The organism is Rhizobium chutanense (assembly GCF_002531935.1).
In the GTDB taxonomy this organism is placed as follows: domain Bacteria; phylum Pseudomonadota; class Alphaproteobacteria; order Rhizobiales; family Rhizobiaceae; genus Rhizobium; species Rhizobium chutanense.
The window spans coordinates 46,870-70,363 of record NZ_NWSV01000021.1 but is presented as its reverse complement, the minus strand read 5'-3'; the positions used below and the strand labels follow the sequence as shown (position 1 = coordinate 70,363).

General features: G+C 59.0%; 18 protein-coding genes. 6 read left to right on the top strand and 12 right to left on the bottom strand.

The window, feature by feature from the left end:
• Window positions 1-6 precede the first annotated feature (6 nt).
• Window positions 7-882 carry an N-acyl homoserine lactonase family protein gene (locus CO666_RS24430; RefSeq protein ID WP_245436844.1) on the top strand — a complete coding sequence of 292 codons (876 nt, stop codon included), beginning with the start codon at window positions 7-9 and terminating at the stop codon, window positions 880-882.
• Window positions 883-1,159: 277 nt separating this feature from the next.
• On the opposite strand, the gene CO666_RS24425 is transcribed toward CO666_RS24430, so the two are convergent.
• Complete coding sequence (locus tag CO666_RS24425; RefSeq protein ID WP_097614730.1) at window positions 1,160-2,305, bottom strand: CaiB/BaiF CoA transferase family protein; 1,146 nt, start codon at window positions 2,303-2,305, stop codon at window positions 1,160-1,162.
• A 192-nt stretch (window positions 2,306-2,497) separates the two neighbouring features.
• On the opposite strand from CO666_RS24425, the gene CO666_RS24420 reads away from it, so the two are divergent.
• Window positions 2,498-4,006 carry a fumarate hydratase gene (locus CO666_RS24420; protein ID WP_210202066.1) on the top strand — a complete coding sequence of 503 codons (1,509 nt, stop codon included), beginning with the start codon at window positions 2,498-2,500 and terminating at the stop codon, window positions 4,004-4,006.
• Window positions 4,007-4,115: 109 nt separating this feature from the next.
• Here CO666_RS24420 and CO666_RS24415 read toward each other — a convergent pair whose 3' ends face one another.
• Window positions 4,116-5,570, bottom strand: coding sequence for an aldehyde dehydrogenase family protein (locus CO666_RS24415; RefSeq protein WP_097614729.1), 1,455 nt, complete (start codon window positions 5,568-5,570; stop codon window positions 4,116-4,118).
• A 279-nt stretch (window positions 5,571-5,849) separates the two neighbouring features.
• Between CO666_RS24415 and CO666_RS24410 the strand changes: the two genes are divergently transcribed.
• Complete coding sequence (locus CO666_RS24410; protein ID WP_097614728.1) at window positions 5,850-7,361, top strand: citrate lyase subunit alpha; 1,512 nt, start codon at window positions 5,850-5,852, stop codon at window positions 7,359-7,361.
• 87 nt (window positions 7,362-7,448) lie between these two features.
• Here CO666_RS24410 and CO666_RS24405 read toward each other — a convergent pair whose 3' ends face one another.
• The 5 genes from CO666_RS24405 to CO666_RS24385 all read right to left on the bottom strand — a co-directional run bounded on the left by CO666_RS24405 (window position 7,449) and on the right by CO666_RS24385 (window position 13,516).
• Window positions 7,449-7,874, bottom strand: a complete 426-nt coding sequence (locus CO666_RS24405; protein ID WP_097614771.1) for a c-type cytochrome — start codon at window positions 7,872-7,874, stop codon at window positions 7,449-7,451.
• A gap of 66 nt (window positions 7,875-7,940) precedes the next feature.
• Window positions 7,941-9,656, bottom strand: a complete 1,716-nt coding sequence (locus CO666_RS24400) for a GMC family oxidoreductase (RefSeq protein WP_210202065.1) — start codon at window positions 9,654-9,656, stop codon at window positions 7,941-7,943.
• Between the two features lie 184 nt (window positions 9,657-9,840).
• Window positions 9,841-10,590, bottom strand: a complete 750-nt coding sequence (locus CO666_RS24395) for an SDR family oxidoreductase (protein ID WP_097614727.1) — start codon at window positions 10,588-10,590, stop codon at window positions 9,841-9,843.
• A 328-nt stretch (window positions 10,591-10,918) separates the two neighbouring features.
• Window positions 10,919-11,875, bottom strand: coding sequence for a LysR family transcriptional regulator (locus CO666_RS24390; RefSeq protein WP_097614726.1), 957 nt, complete (start codon window positions 11,873-11,875; stop codon window positions 10,919-10,921).
• Window positions 11,876-12,058: 183 nt separating this feature from the next.
• On the bottom strand, window positions 12,059-13,516 hold the full coding sequence (locus CO666_RS24385; RefSeq protein ID WP_097614725.1) for an aldehyde dehydrogenase family protein: 1,458 nt from the start codon (window positions 13,514-13,516) through the stop codon (window positions 12,059-12,061).
• 268 nt (window positions 13,517-13,784) lie between these two features.
• On the opposite strand from CO666_RS24385, the gene CO666_RS34915 reads away from it, so the two are divergent.
• On the top strand, window positions 13,785-13,916 hold the full coding sequence (locus tag CO666_RS34915; RefSeq protein WP_280951824.1) for a hypothetical protein: 132 nt from the start codon (window positions 13,785-13,787) through the stop codon (window positions 13,914-13,916).
• A gap of 45 nt (window positions 13,917-13,961) precedes the next feature.
• Here the strand turns inward: CO666_RS34915 and CO666_RS24380 are convergent, their stop codons facing one another.
• Entirely contained in the window at window positions 13,962-15,131 is a 1,170-nt protein-coding gene (locus CO666_RS24380) for an ABC transporter substrate-binding protein (RefSeq protein WP_097614724.1), read from the bottom strand.
• A gap of 479 nt (window positions 15,132-15,610) precedes the next feature.
• Between CO666_RS24380 and CO666_RS24375 the strand changes: the two genes are divergently transcribed.
• Window positions 15,611-16,414 carry an HpcH/HpaI aldolase/citrate lyase family protein gene (locus CO666_RS24375; RefSeq protein WP_097614723.1) on the top strand — a complete coding sequence of 268 codons (804 nt, stop codon included), beginning with the start codon at window positions 15,611-15,613 and terminating at the stop codon, window positions 16,412-16,414.
• Window positions 16,415-16,504: 90 nt separating this feature from the next.
• On the opposite strand, the gene CO666_RS24370 is transcribed toward CO666_RS24375, so the two are convergent.
• The 4 genes from CO666_RS24370 to CO666_RS24355 form a co-directional block, all read right to left on the bottom strand.
• Window positions 16,505-19,768 (bottom strand): error-prone DNA polymerase, encoded by a 3,264-nt coding sequence (locus CO666_RS24370; RefSeq protein WP_097614722.1) that lies wholly within the window; start codon window positions 19,766-19,768, stop codon window positions 16,505-16,507.
• Window positions 19,768-21,282, bottom strand: a complete 1,515-nt coding sequence (locus tag CO666_RS24365; RefSeq protein ID WP_164740516.1) for a Y-family DNA polymerase — start codon at window positions 21,280-21,282, stop codon at window positions 19,768-19,770. The genes CO666_RS24370 and CO666_RS24365 overlap by 1 nt, the downstream gene beginning before the upstream one ends.
• Window positions 21,203-21,964 (bottom strand): ImuA family protein, encoded by a 762-nt coding sequence (locus CO666_RS24360; protein ID WP_097614721.1) that lies wholly within the window; start codon window positions 21,962-21,964, stop codon window positions 21,203-21,205. The genes CO666_RS24365 and CO666_RS24360 overlap by 80 nt, the downstream gene beginning before the upstream one ends.
• 244 nt (window positions 21,965-22,208) lie before the next feature.
• Window positions 22,209-22,385: a hypothetical protein gene (locus CO666_RS24355; RefSeq protein ID WP_097614720.1), complete on the bottom strand. Its 177-nt coding sequence runs from the start codon at window positions 22,383-22,385 to the stop codon at window positions 22,209-22,211.
• A gap of 199 nt (window positions 22,386-22,584) precedes the next feature.
• On the opposite strand from CO666_RS24355, the gene ku reads away from it, so the two are divergent.
• On the top strand, window positions 22,585-23,484 hold the full coding sequence (gene ku, locus CO666_RS24350) for a non-homologous end joining protein Ku (protein WP_097614719.1): 900 nt from the start codon (window positions 22,585-22,587) through the stop codon (window positions 23,482-23,484).
• Window positions 23,485-23,494 lie beyond the last annotated feature (10 nt).

The window sequence follows — 23,494 nt, the reverse complement described above, 5'->3', positions numbered from 1 at the left end:
GATACCTTGTCGGACTACTCAATCTGGATGCTCGAATTCGCGTGGGTGCCCGACGCGCCGACCAGCTCGCTGGTCTATGGCCGCCACAACATGGGCACCGAGAAACTTCCCTACTGCTATACGCTCCTCAAGGGGCACGGGAAGACGATCCTCCTGGACTGCGGCGTCAACTACGCGTCCCATGGCGAGGAATTCATGGACCGCTTCAACGTCCAGAACTGGTTTCCGCCCAAGGACGTCCTCGCGGAGGTCGGATGCTCTCCCGAGGAGATCACTGACGTCATCCTGACGCACGCGCATTTCGACCACATGGGCGGCCTTGAGCTGTTCCCTAACGCGACTTTCCATATCCAGCAAGACGAACTTGCCGCCTGGGTTTCGATCATGGCGCTTGACCGCCGTTTCAGGTGGCTGCTGACCGCCACCGACACCGGAGACATGCTTTACGCCGTCCAGTTGGCCCGTGAGGGACGCATGCGGGGCATCGACGGCAACGTCGACAACCTTTTCCCGGGGATCGACGTCAGGGTCGCGCGCGATACCCATACTGCGGCATCGCAGTACGTCATCATTCGAAACGACGGAAAGACCTCGAGCGATGATGTCTACACTTACACCGGCGACCTGCTCTACCGTCACGACAACATGCATGGCGGCAATCCGGAGGATCCCGTCTACCTTCCGGTCGGCCTCGCTTTCGGCAGCCAGACGAATCTGCTTTTCGCAACACACGAAATCCTGAAAACCGTCAACTTTGAAATCGAGAGGGTTCTGACACCGCATGAGCCCGGGATGACGAAGATGTATCCGAGCAGGACGACGAAGAACGGGCATTATCTGATCGAGGTTGCGCTCGGAGAGGGTCAACAGTCTTACGTATAAAGCTACGCCCTCCCAAGGCGACCCCGGGGTGAGGCCGCCAATGACAATACGGTCTCACTCGATAAAATTGCACATCGCATTCTGCGAAGCGGATGCCGGGTCTGATCGTGATGCCCACGCCCTGATAGGGGCCGCGCGTCGGGCCAAGATCAGTCAGTCGACCTTTTGCGGGTGCTGTCGAAAGGGCATTCATGCCAAGGTTTTTCTGGTCGCACAGATGAGGCGTGCCCACGCTTGCAACGCGCAGTTCAGGATTAGCTCGCCGATACTTATCGGGCTACGTCACTGCAATCGCTTTTTCGCCCGAAAACTCGGCGCGAATTGCTGCGCCGTGCTCGTCTATTGCAGGGACACGGCCAAACCGAGGACTCTCCCCGTTAACCGTCGCCCCCGGCGCGAAGAGGCGCACTGGACCTGTCGGCGTCTCAGCGTCGACGAAACGGTTTTGGGGATGGTGAGCAATGTCCTCCATGGAACTCACTCGACCATTTGCGATCCCCGCTAGGTCAAGCTTCGAGATGAGTTCTTCTCGGTTGTAGCGCGAAATTGAATCATTGATGATCGCGTCCAAGTCCCTGCGGTTCGCGACACGCGAAGAATTGTTCATAAACCGCACATCTTTGGCAACGCTGAGATCGTTCAAAACATGCTCGCAGAAATTAAGCCACTCACGCTCGTTTTGAATAGAGAACAGGACTTGTCGCTTGTCACCGCCAGCATACGCACCATAAGGCGCGATCGTCGGGTGGCTCAATCCCGCGCGGTCGGGGGAGACGCCTCCGTAGTAGTGCTGCATATAGGGGACATTCATCCAGTCAGCGAGCGAGTGGAACAGGCTAACGCTGATATGCCTGCCCTCTCCGGATTTCTGCCGAGCGTAAAGCGCCTGCAGAACGGCTTGATGCGCCGTCATGCCGCACGCTATGTCACAGACAGAGACCCCGACCCGTGCGGAGCCGTGGGTGTTACCGGTGATCGCGGAGAGACCACTCTCCGCTTGAACCAACAGGTCATAGGCCTTTCGATTGCGATACGGCCCCTCATCACCGTAACCGGAGATCGAAACGGTGATAAGGGAAGGACGGAGTGCGCGCAACCGGCCCGCTCCAAATCCGAGTCTGTCGATTGCGCCTGGCGCCAGATTCTGAATGAAGACATCAGCCTCGTCGATGATTTTCTGCATAACCATCTTGTCGGTAGGCTCGTTGAGGTCGAGCGCGATCGATTCCTTCCCACGATTAAGCCATACAAAGTATGCGCTTTCTCCATGGACGAGGTGGTCATAGTTCCTGGCGAAGTCGCCTTCGCGACGCTCGACCTTGATGACGCGTGCGCCAGCCTCTGCCAATTTCCCAGAAAGGTAGGGGGCGGCCACCGCCTGTTCCAGCGAGACTACCAAAAGACCCCCAAGATCACAGGACATGCGCGCTCCTCCGGCTCCACTTGCCTGAACATGCCGAAGACTGACACCAAGTGGAAATAACCAGATTGTTGAGAGCCTATAGTTATATTCTATGCCAACCCTGGAGCGCGGCAGGGTATTGTAAAACAAGGCTGTTCGGACCATGGGCATCTTGGCACTTGGCTGTAATGGCACCGGAAGGCGCGCAATCGCATGGAGTGGGAGAATTCCGAAGTGCACATCATTCGTGAGGTCGATCTGATCGACAGTATTGCCGACGCGCTGCAATATATCTCCTACTATCACCCCGGCGATTTCGTCACGGCACTCACAGCAGCGTACGAGGGCGAGTCGAGCGCAGCAGCACGCAACGCCATTCGGCAGATACTGGTAAACTCCCGGATGGCGGCGATCGGCCATCGACCGATGTGCCAAGACACCGGCAGCGCTAACGTTTTTATCAATGTAGGCGTCGAGGCGCGAACCGACTGGAAGCGCTCTTTGCAGGAGATGGCTGACGAAGCCACCAGGCGCGCATACCGTTTAACTGCCAATCCTCTTCGAGCATCGGTAGTTTCCGATCCACTCGGTATGCGCAAGAACACAGGGGATAATACCCCCGCCATGCTCCAAACCGAACTGGTAGCGGGAGACAAGGTTTCGGTAACTGTCTCAGCGAAGGGTGGCGGCTCGGAGAACAAAGCGAGGTTCACGGTGCTGAACCCGTCAGATTCGGTGGCCGATTGGGTCGTCGACACTGTGAAGAAGCTGGGGGCTGGCTGGTGTCCTCCGGGAATCCTCGGCATCGGAGTGGGAGGGACTGTCGACAAGGCGATGGTGATGGCGAAACGGGTCCTCAACGATCCGATCGACATATTCGAATTGAAAGCGCGCGGTCCGGCCACCGCTGAGGAAGCGTTGCGGCTCGAACTCTTTGACAAAATCAACGCGCTGGGTATCGGCGCGCAAGGACTAGGCGGATTGGTCACCGTTCTCGACGTCAAGGTCGAGTCCTTCCCGACCCATGCCGCGTCCCTGCCGGTCGCGCTGGTACCGAATTGTGCGGCCACCCGTCATGTGCATTTCGTCCTCGATGGATCCGGCCCCGCGAGCCTGGTCCCACCACCATTGTCGCTTTGGCCAAAATTCAACGACCTCGACAGACCGATGGGTCGGCCAATCGATCTCGACAATCTTGACGCAGAGGTCTTGACTGAGGTTCGACCGGGCGAGGTTCTGTTGCTGTCGGGGACGCTTTTCACCGGTCGGGACGCCGCGCACAAACGCATGGTTCAGGCAATCTCCGACGGGCAACCTCTGCCCGTCGATCTCGCTGGCCGCGCCATCTACTATGTCGGTCCTGTCGATGCTGTAGACGGCGAGGTGATAGGTCCCGCCGGCCCTACAACATCAACGCGCATGGACATGTTCACACCCCCTTTGCTTGCCGCTAGCGGATTGAAGATCATGATCGGGAAAGCCGAACGCGGACGGGTAGCCATAGATGCTATACGCGAGCATGGAGCCCTTTATCTCGTCGCGGTTGGCGGAGCTGCCTATCTCGTTGCAAAGGCCATCAAGGCTGCTAAAGTCATCGCCTACGAAGATCTGGGGATGGAAGCCATTTATCAGATTGAAGTGCAGGATATGCCGGTTATCGTCGGCGTGGATACACGCGGCAACTCGATCCATGAAATCGGCCCCAGGCAATGGGCGCATTAATTTCCTTACGCTTCGTTTTGCGGCCGGCACGGGGAGTCGCCGGGCATATCTTTCCGCTTGCCTGCCCCGCACCGTCGGGCGCAGAGCATTGTGGCGAAGGACGACAAGTTCAGCCGTGATTATGAACGACGGTTTTGATCGTCGAGAATTCGTGCAGTGCTGCAAACCCCTTCTCTCGACCATGGCCGGATTTTCGATATCCTCCGAAGGGCAGTTCCACCCCTCCGCCAGCGCCGTATCCATTGATGAAGACTTGCCCGCATTTGAGTTTCTTTGCGACCCGTTTCTGGCGTCCACCATCGGCGGTCCAAATCGACGCAACCAGACCGTATTCCGTGCAATTAGCGATTTCGATGGCGGAGGCCTCGTCGTCAAAGGGGATCATGCACAGGACAGGTCCGAAGACCTCCTCTTGAGCGATCCTGGAATATGGGTCGCAAGGGCCAAAGAGCGCGGGCGCAACGTAGTAGCCGTCAGTCGGTACGCCCGGGCGTATTCCGCCACGCGCCAGCAACGGGGCATCCGCTTCCGTAATATAGCTTTCCACCCGCTTCTTCTGCCTGGCGGAAATGAGTGGGCCCAGAATTGAATCTTCGCCTGAATCGGACGCCTGGATCGCTTCGAAGCGAGCTTTGAGTTCGGCTGCTACTCGATCATACACGCCCCTCTGCACCAACACTCGCGCGCCGGCCGAGCAGGTTTGTCCGCCATTTTGAATGATGGCATTGACGAGCACGGGTAGTGCCGCATCGAGGTTAGCATCGTCGAACACGATCTGCGGTGATTTACCGCCGAGCTCTAATGTGCACCCTATAAAATTGCGCGCCGCCATAGTCTGGATCTGAACACCCACCTCAGGCGAGCCGGTGAAAGCAATAAAGTCGATATTCCTGCTCGAGGAGAGTGCGGCTCCGGCGACCTGACCGCGTCCCGTGACGATGTTGATCGCCCCGGCAGGGAAGCCGACCTCGACCGCCATTTCGCCGATACGCAATGCCGTAAGGCAAGCATCCTCGGCAGGCTTTAGAACCGCTGCATTGCCCATCGCGAGCGACGGGGCCACCGAGCGCCCGACCATTTGGGCGGGATAGTTCCAAGGGATGATATGCCCCGTTACGCCATACGGCTCGCGATGGACCTCGACATTGTAGCCGTTCAGGAAGGGAATGACCTCACCATGTACCTTGTCGGCAGCGGAACCATAAAACTCGAAATACCGAGCGGTGACGACCATATCGGCCAGAGCCTGCTTGATCGGTTTGCCGTTGTCGCGGGATTCGAGACGCGCAAGGGCCTCGCTCTCTGAGAGGATCCGGCGCGATAGTTCCACCAACAACCGCCCGCGCTCGGTGGCAGTAGCTTTCGACCATTCACCTCCGTCGAACGCCGCACGAGCCGCGGTGATCGCACGCTCTACATCCTCGGCGCTGCTGTCTGCGATCGTTGTAAAAATCGCCCCGTCGATCGGCGACACGACATCGATCTCCCTCCCACCGGAGGCGGGAAGCCACTTGTTTCCGATGAGGTTCATTGCCTTGGGAAGTATCAGGTCGGTGTTTGCCATAGTAAATTCCTTGCTACGGATTCAAACTAGGTTCTGCTTTCCTGCGTCGCAAATACATCATGCTGAGGCCGGTTATAGCTTCCTCCTATACCTTTCAGACCCATTCTTTCGTGGCGGTCACCAAACTGCTACGTGCTGGACCGCATTCGTTGGCTTTCGCGCCAAGCCTGTCCGGGCAAGCGGGCGCGAAGTTATGTGCCGATCCTTTTACAGACGAGAGGCACAGCTGCTGCCGCAGAGGAATGATGAGACCGAGTTTATCAGCACCACGAGATACCCATGTCCAATACAGCAAGACTAAGTCTGACCCGCTGGCCCATCACATCACCTCTCGGAGCGCTTTTCCCGGTGACTGGGCCAGATGCCGACATCAGAGAAGGCAAGCAGAGGGACCGTAGCAGCTCTTGCATAAGTCTCCGCACCCTTGAGGCTGCGTTTGATGCTTTCTCAATCACGCATGGTCAGACGCTCTCCTTCCACCATCATTATCGCGACGGGGACCGGCTGCTGAACGCTGTTCTTTCGATTGCGAGCCGGCGCCGCATCAAGGGGCTGACAATTGCGGCGAGTTCCATTTTTAATACTCACGCGCCATTGGCCTCATTGATCGAGGACGGCACCGTCGCGAACGTCATCACGGATTATATTCGAGGGCCCGTGGCGGAGGTGATCCGCGAAGGTAAGCTCCAGGGCGTTGCCCTGCTTCAATCGCACGGGGGTAGAGCGCGAGCGATCTCGTCTCATCAGCTAAAAATTGACGTTGCGTTCGTTGGCGCCTCGCTCGCAACCCGTGACGGTAACGCGACCGGCAGGATCGGAGCAGCGGCCTGTGGCCCACTCGGATATGCGGCAGTCGACGCCGCTTACGCGCGCACCACAATTGTGGTCGCTCATGAACTGAGAAACGCCCCGTTGGCGCTGATCGACATCCCCGCTCATTTCGTTGATGCTGTTGTGCAATACGACAGTCCCGGTCTAGTGAGCGGGATTTCTTCGGGCACGACAATACCATCCTTATCACCAACTGCTCGAAAGATTGCCAGTCTAACGGCCGATTTCATAGAAGCCTCTGGGTTGCTGAAGCAGGGCATTTCACTCCAAAGCGGTGCAGGGGGATATTCGCTAGCCGCGGTGCCGATCATTGGGGAACGAATGTCACAGGCCGGTGTTTGTGGATCTTTCATGTCAGGGGGAATTACCGGCGCACATGTCGCGATGCTCCAGAATGGACTTTTTGAGGAGATCAGGGACGTTCAATGTTTTGATAGCGCCGCAGTGGCATCGTCGGCCGTGCACCCAAGGCATCGAATGATGACCGCTGCCGAATATGCAAGCCCAATTCATCCCTCACCAGTCGTCAACGGGCTTTCCGTTATGCTGCTAGGCGCAGCGGAGGTCGACTGCGCCTTCAACGTTAATGTCGTGAACGGTGCGAACGGCCGCATCCTCGGCGGACCGGGCGGACATCCGGATACCGCCCAAGGTGCCAAGTTAAGCATCGTCACCACAGAGCTCACGGGAGGCGGCTTCGCAAAGATCGTACCCTCCGTGAGGACTGTCTGCACGGAGGGCGAACACATTGATGCAATCGTGACTGACGTCGGAATTGCTGTGAATCCCGCGCGACAAGACCTCGTTGAGGACCTTCGCCGGTCCGGTCTGCCTATGTTCGATATCAAGGCGTTGCAAAAAATGGCTGAAGATCTCGCCACTTCCAAACCGGTACCGATGGCGGAGGCACCGACTCTGTTCGTTGAGCATAGAGGCGGCCGGATACTGGACTGGGCCTGATAGGCACGCGGGAAAAATTGGCCCCGCACGCCTCTTAGCCGATCCGAGAAAACTTCCGTTTGTTAATGCTTCGGCGGCCGGCTTGCCTTATCTCCCGATCGTGGCGACGTTTGCGAGATATTCCGCGATGTCGGCTGCCCCGTCCGGGAGGGCGAAGGGCATTTTGCTCGTATGACCTGGCCCGAGCTGTACGCTCAGGAAATCGTTCGGGTTGACGACGAACGCGGTAAGGGATTCCTTCGACCAAACCTGGCCACTTTTTTGGAGGGCTTGAAGTCCCTCACTGTATTCATAACTCGGTGCGCTTCCGGCAAGGCGACCGACCACTCCGAAGAGGTTCGGACCGGCTCGCCCGCCCTTGCGGATGGTCGTCCCGTCATCGCCTTGGAGCCTGTGGCACGCAAGACAGTTTCCGAACAACTTCTCCCCCTTTGCAATATCCCCAGCGAACGTCGGGCCAGACCCTAATGATATCGCCAGGCCGATCCATAGCGACCATGCAGACTTCGTCACCAAAGTGTGTCTCCTTGTGGAAGGAAAGCCGCATGAGACCCCTCGTCCCTGCGGCTTCTCTCGGGTCTATGCCGACTTGACCATCATGTCTCCGCACTTCCACCCGATCATCATCGACGGGCAATTTGTGTTGGATGTCGTGATGGACGGCATAATTGAGGCGTCGGCGATGCGCAGGCCCTCAATGCCGTAGACGCGCAGTTCAGGATCAACCACGGCGCCATCGCCGACACCCATGCGGCATGTCGAGGTTGGATGGAAGAAAGTATTCACCGACTTGGCGAGATATTGCCGCATCTCCGCATCATTCATCCTGCCACTCACTGGCACGAGAGCCTCGCGCTTGCGGACATCCTTGTAGGCGTCGCTATTGCCGATTTCACGGGCAAGCTCCGTCGACCACTTGTACGCTCTCCAGTCTTGCTCTTCCTTGAGGTAGTTGGCTTCAATTATCGGCGCATCCATGGCGTCTGCCGATCGGAGCTTAAGCCAGCCTCGTGAATGAGGACGGTTCACGCCGGACAGAACGCAATAGCCATCCTTGTAGTCGAGCTTGTGCCCCGTCGAGGCGAAAGGAACCGAGACGTAGAGCACTGTCGTGTCTGGAGCTGGCAAACGGCTGTCGGAGCGCTCCCACATGTAGACTTCGGAATGATTATAGTTGGACACCGGCAGCGGCCCTTTGGTTTCCCAGTTCGGTCCTGCCCCGAGAATATGGTCCTGGAGACCAACGCCGACCTGGAGGTCAGCAACCGTCTCGATCCCGAGTGCTTTTAGATCACCGGCGATGCCAATTCCCGAAAGCATGAGCAGCTTTGGCGTGTCAATTGCTCCGGCGGACACCACGACCTCACGCGACACGTTGACAGTCACGGGCGTCTCATCATGCAAGTAGGTTACGCCCGTGCACTTGGTGCCAGTCAAATTGATCTTGATGACAGGCGCCTCCACCAGGATTGTGACGTTCTTCTGCTCGCGGATCGGATAAAGAAACGAAACGGCGGATGACTGGCGGCGTTGGTCCTTGATATTGAAATCGACCCATGCCTGGCCCGACATGCGGTCTGAATTGATGCTCTTCGTTTCCACGTATCCAAGATCTGAGCAAGCATTCATGAACGCCTGAGCGCCCGGATGCTTCTTGCCATCCGCAGGTTGAGAGACAAACAAGGGTCCGCTTTTCCCGCGATTTTCACCGCCGGGCTCGTAAGTTTCCAGCGCCATGAAATGGGGCAGCACATCTTTGAACGACCAGCCGGTGTTGCCCTCGTAGGCCCAACTATCATAGTCGGAGGAATGGCCACGGGCGAAAATCATTGCATTCAGACAGGACGTTCCTCCAAGGACATTCCCGCGGGGCCAGAGATGCGTACGGTTGTCCGCATACTTCTGGTGGGTGGTTTCAAACCACTTCGTTGCGTCAGTGCCCAGCGCCGCAGCCCACAATCGACTATCGTGGACCTCCTCGAGATCGTCGGCTCGTCCAGCTTCGAGGACCAATACGCTTGCGCCGCTTTTTGCAAGCTGATGCGCGCAGGCAGCACCTGCAGATCCCGAACCGATAACGATATAATCGTATGTTCCTTCGGGTTTCGCGGCCGTCTTCGTCGATTGAGCGATCGCCTTACCCGACCACGACGTCGCGAGTGCACCGGCGAGGCCGGCCGTGACACCCAACGCCATCGCTTTTCTCATGAAGTCGCGACGGCTCAGTGTACCACGATTGTAGTCAACAACGGTCCGCTCTAACTGGCCGTCCAATTCGGATTTAAAGTACGACATCATACACCTCCCAAAGATGTCCTGTGCTCATGTTGCGAACAGCAATATCCTCCACACCAGGGGCGCGATCGCTCCCGTGGATGAATGTTAGATCCGCCGTGTCGTGTGTTGTGCTCGGTCAGCCGCGCTCGCAGCCTTACGTTCGGCACTTCCCCTGCGGGTGATCCGCTATGACGCCTGGTCCCTAAATTGTTCTGCCACCATCGACCTCCAGGATGACGCCAGTTATGAACGAGGCTTCGTCGGATGCGAGATATAGTGCAGCATTTGCCATGTCCTCCGGCTCGCAGAGACGGCCGAGCGGAATTGAAGCGAGGAACTTAGATCGGTTCTCGGGCGTATCCGGCAGGCCCATAAACGTCTCCAGCAGAGCCGTTGCGCCCATGACTGGGGCCAATCCGCAAACCCTGATACCGTCGGGGGCAAGCTCGACAGCCAGCGTCTTCGTCATCAAGTTCACAGCACCTTTTGAGCTGTTGTACCAACTCAGCCCCGGACGAGGGCGAATACCGGCGGTGCTCCCCACGTTGATCATCACACCGCCGCCGATTGTTCGCCAATGCGGGACAACCGCCTTTGTCGCATGGAAGATGGAATCGACATTGATCTCGTAGACCCGCTTGAATGCTGCGAAGTCCACCTCCATCAGAGGCTGGTTCTTGTGACTCCAGCCTGCATTATTGACCACTATGTCGACTTTTCCGAAGCGGTCGATCACCGCAGCAACCGCTTCGGCAACTTGATCGCCCTTCGATACGTCACATTTCACGGCCATAGCCGAACCGCCGATATCCGCCGCAACGGTCTGAGCGGCCGGACTGTTAAGATCCACGATCGCGACGTTCGCCCCTTCGGCTGCAAAGCGGCGAGCTATTGCTCTGCCGAATCCGGATGCCGCGCCGGTCACCAATGCTGTCTTATCTCTCAAACGCATGTTCTCTATCCGGGTTCGTTGCGAGCCATTGCCGGCAACCGCATCACTTTATCTGCTCAAGCGCGACTCCGCGCTTCGAGTGCAGAACAAAAGCCTTTGGCGAAGCGGATGCCAGTATCAACCCTGAGCTCCTGACGTTCCGCCCACCGCTCGCCGATGTCGTAATTATTAGATGATATGATCGCCTCGAGCCTTGAGCTCAAAGCCGAGATATATGCCCGAGGCTAACCTCCCCCTCGACCCACAAGCCTCCGCCTACCACCGAAAACTAGACCAAGAATGGGATACCCGACAATTAGAGTATGACAATATCCGATATAGGCAGAGGCTATTGCCCTTCGAGCAACGCACCAGCGTCCAGCCTGCCGCGCCAAATATTTCGTTCGACGAGTTCGCGCACAACGTCGATTGTGGCTTTCTCGACGACTGCCGATGCCTTTGTCCGCATCCGTTTCGGGTTTCGGACAAGATAAACAGGTCGCGATATAACCGGATCTACGATTGGCGCGCCGATCAATTCTCCACGCGTCTCGCTATCGTTAGCTGCGGCGGGTGCGAGGATAGTGCACGCGCTGCCCCTGGAAACGAGCGACTTGATCTGGGAAAGAGAGTCCATCTCCACGACGATATTGAGCGTGACACCAGCCTGCTTACAGTGCTGATCGATGAGCATCCGCAAGCCATGCGATTTCGAGGGTAGGACCAACTCGATGTTTTGGATGCTGGAAAGCGTCACCGGTTGAGCCAGGCTGCTGTCGAATGGCCACAAATCCGGCGCGGCATAAAAATACAGCTCCTCGTGAAGCAGAGTCCTCACCTCAGCATTAGCCAGGCCGCTCGTCTCGTAAAGAAGCGCTAGATCAATTGTTTCCTCCTCCAGCCACTCCTTGATGAACCCGCTCATAGCGTCGACTGCACGAAGCCTGATGTCTGGATATTCGAGCCTGATCGTTTCCGCCAAGGGAACGGACAGCACCATCGAGGCGGAAGAAGGAAACCCGAAAATGACGGGGCCGGACGGGTTTCGTCCGGCCTCGCGGACCTCATTCGTGGCCACCTCAACAGCATGGAGAATCTGACCGGCATGCAGGAGCAGGACCTCTCCCGCTTCATTCAACGTCACCCCTCGCGGAGAACGCACGAAGAGTTCGGTCCCCAGACGGTGCTCCAGATTTTTCATCTGAACCGACAGTGACGGCTGAGCCATGCCGAGCGCTTCGGCAGCTGCCGCGAAGGATCGCTTTTCGGCAATCGCAATGAGATATTTCAGTTGACGAACGTCCACAACTACCTCCCAAGTCCGCTATTGATTTCTCTTAAGTCAATAACGCCGCGTCGGCCAGTAATCGTGTGTGTCGCGAAGCGATCTGAACAGCCTGTGACCAGACTGTCAGTTTGTCAAAGCGATAGGGAGCCGACCGGATCGCCTCCCGTCAAACCCTCATTGCTTGCGCTGCTGCGGGAAAACTCACTTCCTGAACATGTATGTCTTGGCGTTGGTAAACTCTTCGAGACCTTCCCGTCCGTTCTCGACTCCCATTCCAGACTGCTTATGGCCGCCGAAAGGGATGTCGATGCCGTGAATGTGGATTTCGTTGACCCAGACCGTACCCGCCTCGATGCGATGAGCGACACGGATCGCTTCATCTCGATCAGGTCCCCACACCGATGCCGCCAGACCAAACTCGGTATTGTTAGCGTCCTGAATGACTTCGTCGAGATCGCTCCATGAAATGATAGGAAGGATCGGACCGAAGGGTTCTTCACGAACGATGCGGCTTTCGCGCGGGGGATTGTCGACGATCGTGATGGGAACGAAATTGCCGGGGAGGCTTTCATCAATCGTTCCGCCGAGGGGGACCTTGTAACCCTTGGACTTGACGTCTGCGAACAGGTTCAGAAGCTTGTTGTACTGCATTCTGTTTTGAATCGGCCCTAGGTCAGTCCTAGGATCCATTCCGTTTCCGACGACTTTCGCAGAGGCGTATTCCACGAAGTCTTTCAGAAAATCCTTGTAAAGAGACTCGTGGACGTAGAGACGCTTGACCGCAATGCACCATTGCCCAGAGTTGCCGAAGGCCGCATCGAACAAGGTCGGTATCAGCGCCTTGTAGTCCGTACCGGGCATGACGATCGCCGGATCGTTTCCGCCGAGCTCTAGCGTGACGCGCTTCAAGTTCGAAAGCGCGGCGGCCGACATAACTTTCTTGCCCGTTGCCGTCGAGCCCGTGAACGATATTTTTGACACGGAAGGATGATCCGTTAGCCAGACGCCTTGTTCGTTGCCGCCCGATACGACGTTGACAACGCCCTTCGGGAAGATTTTCTGCGCGATTTCACCGAAGCGGAGTGTACCCAACGGGGTGAAGGGAGAGGGCTTGATAACTATGGTGTTGCCGGTGATCAGGCACGGTGCCAGCTTCCAGAGGCCGAGCAAGATCGGGAAGTTCCACGGCGTGATGGCACCTACGACGCCGAGCGGCGAACGCACGATTTTGACGACATGATCTGGAGTATCCTCAATGATCTCTTCGTGGAGTGCGCGCTTGGCAACCTCACGCACCCAAAAGATCGCATAGTCCACCTCAGTGGTGGCCATGGAATGCCGCGGCTTGCCTTGCTCCGTCGTCAGCAGTGTGATGATGCTTTCCTTGTTGGCATCCAATGCATCCGCATAGGCCGTTATGTAATCCCGACGTTCCTCCCAGCTTAAGGCGGCCCAACCGGGCTGGGCCTCCTTCGCAGCCGCGATAGCCTCATCGACCTGCTCGCGCGAAGCTTCGGGCGCATTCGCGACGACGGCGCCGGTTGCCGGATTGTGGACCTCGAATGTGTTCGGCGCGTCGACAAGTCGGCCGCCGATGGTCATCAGGTAAGGACCATCGAAGTCGATCTTCAACTGGTTTGTATATGTGTGAGTATTCATGCCTCTTCTCCCTTTTTCATTTCAAGTCGTGGATCATTGTCAGATCTCGTAGCGAACGAGCGGCGCCCGCGCATGCAGCGCAACTATCGCCGGATCAGCAGACCAAAGATGCTTTGTTGCGAGCCGTAGCTGAGCCCCATCCCTATCAGAAATGAGGAACGCTTTTGCACGAACACAAGCCGATGGTCGATGCGCCATACCTCCCGGAACCGCCCTGAAGCGAGTTCCCAATGATCGCCAGGTCAGCCACCGCAGTGACGAGACTGGCATGTTCCACACCGACAAAGCCACCACCGACGACAGCAAGCAGAAGCATGTCGATCACGACGGCAGACAGGACCGCAGATGGTATTGGTTAAACCCAGACCCGGAATTCTGGTATCGAAAGTCTTTCTACTGAATCTCGGCGCCCCAGACAGCTGGAGCGCCGCATCACAAGAGGCGTTTATTTAGCGGGAGCGGCGAGTGGGTCGGCCGGGCGAAGGAAATAACCGTCGGCGCGCTCGCTCGGGAACCATGTTTCTATCCCGGGCTGGATATAGTCCGTAGAGTCCACGGAGCAGTCTTCGGGCAGGCTCTTCACATAATCTTCCGCTGACACGCGATAGACGGGGCGAAGGATTGACTGAATGATCGGTCCCTGCCCTTGGAGCGTACGGATAACCGCGTTAAACCCCAGCTCCATCTCGTCACCTGGAGGCCAGATCTGAAAGGCATGGCTGATCCAGCCGGGATGCTGCTTCAGATAGCAGGCTGCGCCGGCGGAACCAGCCAACGAAATAGGCATTACGTCGCGTCCAGACTGCAGCACGGCCTTCAAAATACCTGTCTCTTGGGAACCTTGCGCGATGATGCCATCAATCTCGCCTGGATGGGTGGCGAGAAACTTCTGTACTTCGGTCTGCGCGACCTGATCAGTCCAGTTGCCGAAAACCTGACCGGCCAACCTTGCGTCAGGAAATTCGCTTAAGGCACGTCTTGCACCGGTGTCGAAGCTCTCGGACGAGGCCGCGCCGGCGATGCCGGATACAAGCAAGAAATTGCCCTTGCTGCCAACCTCCTCGATCAGTGCTTTCGCGATTTCATAACCGCCTTGGGCGTAATTCGCAGAGGCGCTCAGAGCCTTGTCAGACGTCAGATAACCGGAATACGAAAAGACGACGGCGCCGTTTTTGTAGGCATACTCGACAGCGCCATTCAAAGCTACCGGATTTGAGCAGCAAACAATGATTGCGTTGGCACCTTGATCGACCAGCTGGCGTATCTGCTGGATTTGAACAGCGTCCTTGAGGTCAGATTGCGTTACCATCACTTCGCTGACCAAACCGGCCTTCTTGTACTCCGGCAGCAGCTTCTCCATAAGACGTTTCATGCCTTCGGCGCGCCAGGTATTGCCAGAGTAAGAGCTGGCGTATCCGATCTTCCACGGAGGGCCGTTCTTGGGCTTGTAGTCCCTGTAGGCGGAGTCGCCGATCGGCTGCTCCGGATCTACTCCGACATAGGCTTCCTGAAGATCTGCCGGAAGTTGGCTGACTGCAGAGGATTTATCCTCGGACAGAGCAGGCGTCGCAAAGCTGGCAGTCGCCAGCGCAGCAACGAAAATAAGGCCTTTCATCGAGTCTAACACGGTCGTCCTCCCTCTACCGTAATATCCGGCATTGAGAATGCCTCGACCGCCTCGGCTAGGGGAGCCACGTCGATCATATCGTGGCTATAGGATCTAGCTATATCTTATTGCTGCCTATGCGCGTTTACACTGGTGACTGTGTCAAATAAGTATTCGGCAATGCCTCTCCAGCTGGCTGAGCGAACCTGACAGGGCGCAACCCGGCCAAAGGATCAACACAATGCGATCGGTCAATTTTTTCCGAGCAAAGTTCTCCGGCATGAGAGATGTACGCTTTCCAGGGCAGACATCGATGCTAGTTCGTTCACTACTTACATTTGCGGACGGTGCCCGGCAATTTGACCTCCAGAGTTTCGCCCCACCATTCCACATCGACGATTTTACAATAAACGCAGTCAGGACGGCGACGGCATACGGCTATGAAACCGCTGCGCCGACGGCCCAATAACGACGGAAGCGCGCGCACAATGGTGAACCTTTCAACAATTCGGGCGCCATTATTCGTCCCGGCGGATCGACCTGAGCGGTTTGGCAAGGCTGCCTCGTCAGGGGCCGACGCCGTAATTCTTGACCTTGAAGATGCGGTTGCCGTCGAGAGGAAGGAATTTGCACGCGCATCCTTGACTGCCGAATTCACTGATCTACCGATTATCGTCCGGATCAACGCCCACGGAACGCCGTGGCACGTATCTGATGTAGCGGCGGTCGCCGCGCTTGCGCCAGCGGCCGTCATGCTGCCTAAATCAGGCGACCCCTCGGCAGTCCAATCTGTGGGAGATGCGGTTGGGGTTCCCCTCATCGCGCTGATAGAAACCGCCCAGGGACTGGCCTCTGCAAGAATGCTTGCAGCCACACCCTGCGTGCGGCGCCTCGCTTTCGGATCGGTGGATTTCTGTGTCGATATCGGCATGGTCCATCTGCGTGAAAACCTTCTACCTGTCCGCCTGGAACTGGTACTCGCATCGCGCTTGGCGTCTATCACCGCCCCCATCGACGGCGTCACATTGCAACTGGACGACGACGCTTTCAGTCGTGATGACGCAGAGCATGCCCGGTCTCTCGGCATGACTGGCAAGCTGTGTATCCATCCCAAGCAAGTGTCGGTTGTCAAAAATGCCTTTCTGCCGTCCGAGCAGGAAGTTGCCTGGGCACGCCGTGTCCTTACATCAGCAGACGGCGCTGCATCGGTCGACGGCAGCATGGTCGACGAACCGGTCCGTAACCGCGCGCGGAGTATTCTAGCGCTCGTACCAGCGATGGACGGTGACTGATAGCGGGGATCTGCAAACTGATGGCGGAATAGTCGTCCACCGATGATGTGTTCTCCCCTGACGATTAGTGATCGCCATTCGAACTCTCCCCTACTGAAAATTCCGGCTCTTGATTTTCAGCGTGTCGATATGAAGATCCGGCACGAATAGATCCCGCGGCCGGACACCCGGCACCAGCCGCTCGCGGGAATCCGGACTCCCGGGGGTGCCATGCGCGAACTCGTCGCCGCGGCCGGTCGGCGGCCGGAACGCCCCATCGCGCTCGGCAAGGCTCGACAGATCGGTCGAGAGATCGAACAGCTGCTGCGCGACGAGATGGACCACCTCGCCTTCCCGCTGGATCCTGCCGTTGATCGCCATCATGCTGGCGCCGAGCACCACCCGGCGCGACCGGTCGAAGACATTTGGCCATACGACGACATTCGCCACACCGGTCTCGTCCTCCACGGTAACGAACATCACGCCCTTGGCCGAGCCCGGCCGCTGGCGCACCAGCACCAAGCCGGCCGCCATCAGCCATTGCCCGTCACGCGCTGTCATCGCCTCGGCACAGGTGACGATCCGACGCTTCACGAGGTCGCTTCGCAGGAAACACAAAGGGTGCTGGCGAAGCGTAAGACCCGTGTGGCTGTAGTCCTCGACGACGTTGTGACCCTCGGTCATCTGCTTGAGCTCGACGTCCGGCTCCTGCTGCTCGGCGATCGCCCGGGCCTCCCGCTCCGCCGCAGCGCTAAACAGCGGCAGCGGCTCGTCGCGTAGCGCCTTGATTGCCCAGAGCGCATCACGCCTCTCGAGACAGAGGGATGGCAGGAAGGCATCGGCTTCGGCAAGCTCGACGAGCGAGGCGACGGGTACACCCGAGCGCCGCCACATGTCGTCGACGGATGCGAAGGGCTCGTCGGCGCGAGCGGCGACGATGCGCGCCGCGTCGGCGGTCGCCAATCCGCGCACCTGGCGCATGCCGAGGCGAACGGCATGCCGGTCGGTGTCATGGATCCTCTCCAGCGTGCAGTCCCAGCGCGAGCGGTTGATGCAGACGGGCCGGACTTCGACGCGGTGCTTCCTGGCGTCGGCGACGATCTGCGCCGGGGCGTAAAATCCCATCGGCTGCGAATTCAGGAGCGCCGTGCAGAAGACCTCCGGAAAATGGCATTTCACATAGTTCGAGGCGTAGGCGATCAGGGCGAAGGAGGCGGCATGGCTTTCGGGGAAGCCGTAGGAGCCGAAGCCTTCCAATTGCGAAAATGTCTTCTCCGCAAACTCCTTCGAATATCCGTTCTTGATCATCCCGTTCACAAGCTTGTCCTGGAACCTCGAAACGCCGCCCGTGAACTTGAAGGTCGCCATCGATTTGCGGAGCTGGTCGGCTTCGCCGCCGGTAAACCCGGCGCAGACCATCGCCACCTTCATCGCGGACTCCTGAAACAGCGGCACGCCAAGGGTCTTGTGAAGGACCGCCTCCAGTTCGGGTGTCGGATATTCGACCTTCTCCTTGCCTTCGCGCCGGCGCAGATACGGATGCACCATGTCACCCTGGATCGGGCCGGGGCGGACGATCGCCACCTGGATGACGAGATCGTAGAAGGTCCTCGGTTTCATGCGCGGCAGCATGGACATCTGGGCGCGAGATTCGATCTGGAAGGTGCCGAGCGTGTCGGCCCTTCGGATCATCGCATAGGTCGCCGGATCCTCCTGCGGGATGGTGGCGAGGTCGAGATCCTGGTCTTTATGCTTGCCGATCAGCGCGAAGGCCTTGGCCATGCAGGTCAGCATGCCGAGCGCCAGCACGTCGACCTTCATCATTTTCAAAGCTTCGACATCGTCCTTTTCCCATTCGATCACCTGCCGGTCGACCATAGTCGCGGGCTCGATCGGCACCAGGTCGTCGAGACGTTCGTGCGTCAACACGAATCCACCGGGGTGCTGACCGAGATGGCGCGGCGCGCCCATCAGTTGCCGGGCGAGTCTCAAGGTCAAAGCGAGACGCCGATCGTCCGGATTGAGGCCGAGGTCGCGCACATGTTGCCCGCCCACCTCCTCCGACCAGGACCAAATGCCGGAGGAGAGCGCCTTGATCAGATCCTCGGGCAGGCCCAGCGCCTTGCCGACGTCGCGAATGGCGCCCTTGGCGCGATAGCGGGTGACGGTCGAGCAAAGCGCCGCCTTGTCGTGGCCGTAGGTCTTGTAGATCCACTGGATCACCTCCTCGCGCCGCTCGTGCTCGAAGTCGACATCGATGTCGGGCGGCTCGTCACGCTCTTGGCTGACAAACCGCTCAAACAACAGATCATTGGTGTCCGGGTCGATCGAGGTGACGCCGAGCACATAGCAGACGGCGGAATTGGCGGCCGATCCCCTGCCCTGGCAGAGAATGCCCTGCGATCGGGCGAACCGGACGATCGAAAAGACGGTCAGGAAATAGGGTGCGTAGCGCATCGTCTCGATCAGAGCGAGCTCATGGTGGATGGTCTTCTCGACATGATCAGGCAGACCTTCGGGATAACGTGTGCTGACGCCTTCCCAGGTGTAATGCTCAAGCGACTGCTGCGCTGTCATGCCAGGAATCAGCGCCTCCTCGGGATACTGATAGACGAGTTCCTCGAGTGAGAACCTGCAGCGCTCGACGATCTCCATGGTCCGCGCCAGGGCTTCCGGATAGCGGGGGAAGAGGCGAGCCATTTCTTCCGGCGGCTTGAGAAATCGATCGGCGTGCCGCTCACGCTCGAAGCCGACATCGTCGATGGTGGAACGGGTCCTGATGCAGGTGACGACGTCCTGCAGCTGGCGCCGACCGGGTTCATGAAACAGCACATCGTTGGTGACGACTGTCTTTATCCGCTGCTTGACCGCCAGGTTCGACAGCTCATGCAGTCGAAGCTGATCATTCGGGCGCCGGCGCAGGCAGAGCGCGACATAGGCGCGGTCGCCAAAGACCTCGGCCATCTTCCTGAGCTGTACGGCGCAGGCGTCGTCCGGCATATCCGGCACGAGAACGCCGATAAGGCCTTCGGAATAGAGCGCCACGTCATCAAGATGCAGGATGCACTTCGCCTTCCCTCCCCGGCTCTTCCCCAAGGTCAGCAGCCGTGTCAGCCGCGAATAGGCGGCGCGATCTGTGGGATAGACGAGGATCGACATCCCGTCTTGGAGATCGAGCCGGCAGCCGACGACGAGTCTGAGGCCGGTGGCGCGCGACGCCTCCAGCGCCCGGACGATGCCGGCCAGGCTGTTGCGGTCGACGACGCCGAGCGCTTCGATGCCCATGAGCTTTGCGGTCGCGAACAGTTCCTCGGCCGAGCTTGCGCCGCGGAGGAACGAGAAGTGTGTGGTGACCTGAAGCTCGGCGTAGCGCATCACGCAAACACTCCGTGCAGGAACCATGTGTGCGATCCGGTGTCCGCATCGACACCATCACCGGATCGAAAAATCCAGAAGCGCTCACCGGCATCATCCTCGACGAGGAAGTAGTCCCGCACTGCGATCCATTCGGAACTGCGCTGCCACCATTCTCCAAAAATTCGCTCCGGGCCGTCGGCACGCTTTACCCGGCGCCGCTTCCCGCGCCAGGTAAAGGAGACCGGCGGATGATCCGGCAAGAGCGCAATCACCTCGATCGGTTCCGGCCGCGCCAGAAGCCGGGGCGGACGCAGCCAATGCAGCGGCCAGGTGGCGCCGTCCTCGTCGGCTGTCGGGGCGATCCGCTGGACGCTGCGCTCCGGAACATCGCTTGCGACGGGGGCGACACGGAAAATCCGCTGGCCACCGCGGTTGCCGAGGACATCGATGAGCGGCGTCACGTCGGTGATCTGCTCTTCGATCAGCGAGGATGCCGACTGAGTCTCGATCAGTGGTTCGGCGATGATCGCCGCCAGGCTGAGCTTCTCAATGCCGAAGCCAGGCTCGATCCTCTCGATGCGATCGCGGAGGAGTTTGGTCAACCAGGCGATATCGCGGACCGGCTTGGCCGTGCCGGCCCGGAGCGCCTGCATGGTGTTATCGACGCGGTGGACGATGAGGTCAGCGCGTCGAACGCCGAGCCCGCGCGTCTCGAGCTCCAGACAGAGTTGGCGCACCAGGCGGGTGACGTATTTCTCGATCGTCTCCGGCGCACCGATCGGCTCGGCGAAGGATTTTTGTACCTCGACAAGTTCCGCCGGACGGATCGGATCGATCGGCTCGGCAAGTCGGCCGAACACCTGGTCGAGACGCCGTGCAACTTCCGGCCCGAAGCGTAGGATCAGCGGCGCACGTGGAGTGGCGGCGAGATCGCCGACGGTGGCAAAGCCGAGGGTGCGGAGGCTGGCCACAGTTTCCCCCTGCAGTCGCAGCGACGACAAGGGCAAGCGGTTCACCGCCCGGGCCGTTTGGCCGCGCGGGATTATCATCGTCTCGCGATCCGTGGTCCGGGCGAGCGCGTGCGCTGCACCCCAAGTATCGGCGATCGCCGCTCGCGCTGCGAGACCCCGACCGCGCAAGCGATTGACGAGACCCGACAGCATCAGCTCTTCGCCACCCTGAAGATGGTCGGCGCCCTCCGTGTCCATGACGATGCCGTCGGGAGCATCCATGGCGACGACAGGCGAATATTGCGACAAGGCCCAGAGCGTCAGCCGTTCCAGCGCCGCGAGGTCGGCCGCCGGATCCGCATCGATCATCATCAGGCCTTGGACCAATGCCTGCGCCTTGGCCGCCGGCGTGCCAAGACGAAGGCCGAGTTTGGTCGCTGCCTGATCAGCCGCGGCAATCCATCGCTTCGAACCACTCCTGGCGATCACCACCAGCGGCGTTTCAACCGGTAGCGAAGGATCGGCCCGCCTGATCCGGTCGGTCGGCAGTGTCGGAAGAAAGACAGATACGACCCTGGCCATCACATGCTCCGATAATGAAATCGCCTCCCTCCCCTGCTCTGACCCTCATAAGTTCCGCCAGCCATCGCGCGCGCCCCACACCCGGAACCGGAAGAGGCTCGGACGGCAGCACCGAAATGCGCCACCGGGTCGCCGCGGCCGTCGGCATGCCGAAGTCCGAGGCTTCCGTCTGCCGGCGCCAGCGGCGGATCACCAGGCCCAATGTCCCGGATTTCTCTGCAGCCAGCTGCAGACGGCGCGATGCCGTCATCGGCAGGCGCACCAGTTCGGCGACGACGGCGCCAAGGCCGCCATACCGCAGTGCCTCCTCGAAGCTGGCGAGCACCGTCTCTTCCTTGTCGCACTCGACGAAAATGACGCGGTCAGGATGAAGCCCGGCCTGGGCGAGCGCCGGAAAGAAGAGATCGAAGCGGGTGAGACACCAGACGACCTTGCCGGTGGTGCGGGCAGCAATGCCGCCGATGAAGAGAGCGGCAGCCGCCCCGTCGATCGCGCCGTTTCCACCGCCTGCCACTTCGTGCAGCGCGCCATAGGCCAATCCGCCGCCCGGCAGCTGCGCATCGATCGCACCAACCCCGAATGGCAGCGCACTGCGAGAGCGCAAGCCGGCTCCTTCCAAGCTGGCGATTTTCTCGCGCAGATCGTTGAGAACGGAGTTCGAACTGGCGGCGGCTGTGGTCATGATCTCCTTTACGGCAACCCGTTTTCGACTTGAGAAATGGAATTATGTTCTCTATTTGTTCTTAAAGCGAAAACGAGTCAATGCGCACCCGGCGCGCTCAAGTTCAGCGTAGGTGCGGGCCTGACGGATTCCATGAACGGATTCAATTTGATGACCGGGTTGGGAATTTTTTTGCATGCGTCAGCGAAAGCGCATCGACGATCGAGGACCGAACGTCGGCGCTTGTGCTGGCACGTCTTTGAATTCAGTGCTTACGGTCGCCCTTATCGCCCTGGCCCGGTTTCGCTTCGCGTTTGGCGTCGCGACGGACATCGGCCGACAGCGACCGCGAGACATCGTCGCTCTCCTTGAACCTGCCTTGCTTGTCGCGACGGACATAGCGCTTATCGGTGCCGGTATCGATCAGTTCACGCTTGCTCATGGCAGGACTCCTTGCAGGTTGTTCCATCCAGAAAACGCGCGCCGACGCTAAAAGATGCATGGAATCAGGAATCTAGGCGGGACTCGCAAAACGCGCATCCGAATAGAGCTAAGTCATTGAAAAATGATTCGTTTCGACTCGGAACGATTCGCCGCCGAATCACTTGAATCGCTTGAGTTGCGTGCGGAGTGTCGGTGTCATGGCGGGTCCAAGAGCCAATTGGAAGGGGTATATCAAGTTCGGAGAGGTCTCCTGTCCGGTGGCGCTCTATACCGCCGCCTCTTCCTCGGAGCGCATCGCCTTCAACACGCTTAATCGCAAGACCGGCAACCGCGTCAGACGGGAGTTCGTCGACAGCGAGACCGGCGATCCGGTCGAGCGCGAGGACCAGGTGAAAGGCTACGAAATCGAGAACGGCCAATATATCGTGCTTGAGCCCGAGGAGGTCGCTGCGGCAGTGCCCGAAAGCAACAAGACCCTGAAGATCGAGGCCTTCATTCCCTGCTCGCAGATCGACACCACCTATTTCGACAAGCCCTATTACTTGGCGCCCGACAAGATGGGCACGGATGCCTTCCTGCTCTTGCGCGACGGCATGAAAAAGGAAGGGGTAGCGGCAATCGCCCAGACCGTGCTCTTCCGCCGGATGCGCACCGTCCTCATCCGGGCGCACGGCAAGGGCTTGATCGCCTCGACGCTGAACTTCGACTACGAGGTCCGCTCGTCCGACAAGGCATTCGACGACATGCCGGATCTGAAGATCGGAGGCGAAATGCTCGAACTCGCCGAACACATCATCGGCACCAAGAAGGGCAGCTTCGACGCCAGCACGTTCGACGATCGCTATGAGGCCGCCGTCGCCGAACTGGTGAAAGCCAAGATCGAGGGTCGCGCGCTGCCGAAGAAGAAGGCTCCGGTCGCCTCCAAGCCCAGCGATCTCCTGCAGGCGCTCAGGGAAAGTGCCGGCATCGGCGCCAAGGCGACGAAGCCGAAGCGCACTGCTGCTAACGCCAACCGCGGGGCCGGCCGCCAGAAGGCCGCAAAAGCCGCCGCGAAATCGAAACAGCCCGCGGCACCGCCGACCCGGCGCGCAGGTTGACGGGAGGATG

Coding starts and splice junctions, on each gene's coding strand:
- CO666_RS24380 (WP_097614724.1), bottom strand. CDS start 15,131: ATGAAAGGCCTTATTTTCGTTGCTGCGCTGGCGACTGCCAGCTTTGCG.
- CO666_RS24420 (WP_210202066.1), top strand. CDS start 2,498: ATGGAGTGGGAGAATTCCGAAGTGCACATCATTCGTGAGGTCGATCTG.
- CO666_RS24365 (WP_164740516.1), bottom strand. CDS start 21,282: ATGGCCAGGGTCGTATCTGTCTTTCTTCCGACACTGCCGACCGACCGG.
- CO666_RS24415 (WP_097614729.1), bottom strand. CDS start 5,570: ATGGCAAACACCGACCTGATACTTCCCAAGGCAATGAACCTCATCGGA.
- CO666_RS24400 (WP_210202065.1), bottom strand. CDS start 9,656: ATGTCGTACTTTAAATCCGAATTGGACGGCCAGTTAGAGCGGACCGTT.
- CO666_RS24395 (WP_097614727.1), bottom strand. CDS start 10,590: ATGCGTTTGAGAGATAAGACAGCATTGGTGACCGGCGCGGCATCCGGA.
- CO666_RS24425 (WP_097614730.1), bottom strand. CDS start 2,305: ATGTCCTGTGATCTTGGGGGTCTTTTGGTAGTCTCGCTGGAACAGGCG.
- CO666_RS24360 (WP_097614721.1), bottom strand. CDS start 21,964: ATGACCACAGCCGCCGCCAGTTCGAACTCCGTTCTCAACGATCTGCGC.
- ku (WP_097614719.1), top strand. CDS start 22,585: ATGGCGGGTCCAAGAGCCAATTGGAAGGGGTATATCAAGTTCGGAGAG.
- CO666_RS24385 (WP_097614725.1), bottom strand. CDS start 13,516: ATGAATACTCACACATATACAAACCAGTTGAAGATCGACTTCGATGGT.
- CO666_RS24355 (WP_097614720.1), bottom strand. CDS start 22,385: ATGAGCAAGCGTGAACTGATCGATACCGGCACCGATAAGCGCTATGTC.
- CO666_RS24370 (WP_097614722.1), bottom strand. CDS start 19,768: ATGCGCTACGCCGAGCTTCAGGTCACCACACACTTCTCGTTCCTCCGC.
- CO666_RS24410 (WP_097614728.1), top strand. CDS start 5,850: ATGTCCAATACAGCAAGACTAAGTCTGACCCGCTGGCCCATCACATCA.
- CO666_RS34915 (WP_280951824.1), top strand. CDS start 13,785: ATGTTCCACACCGACAAAGCCACCACCGACGACAGCAAGCAGAAGCAT.
- CO666_RS24375 (WP_097614723.1), top strand. CDS start 15,611: ATGGTGAACCTTTCAACAATTCGGGCGCCATTATTCGTCCCGGCGGAT.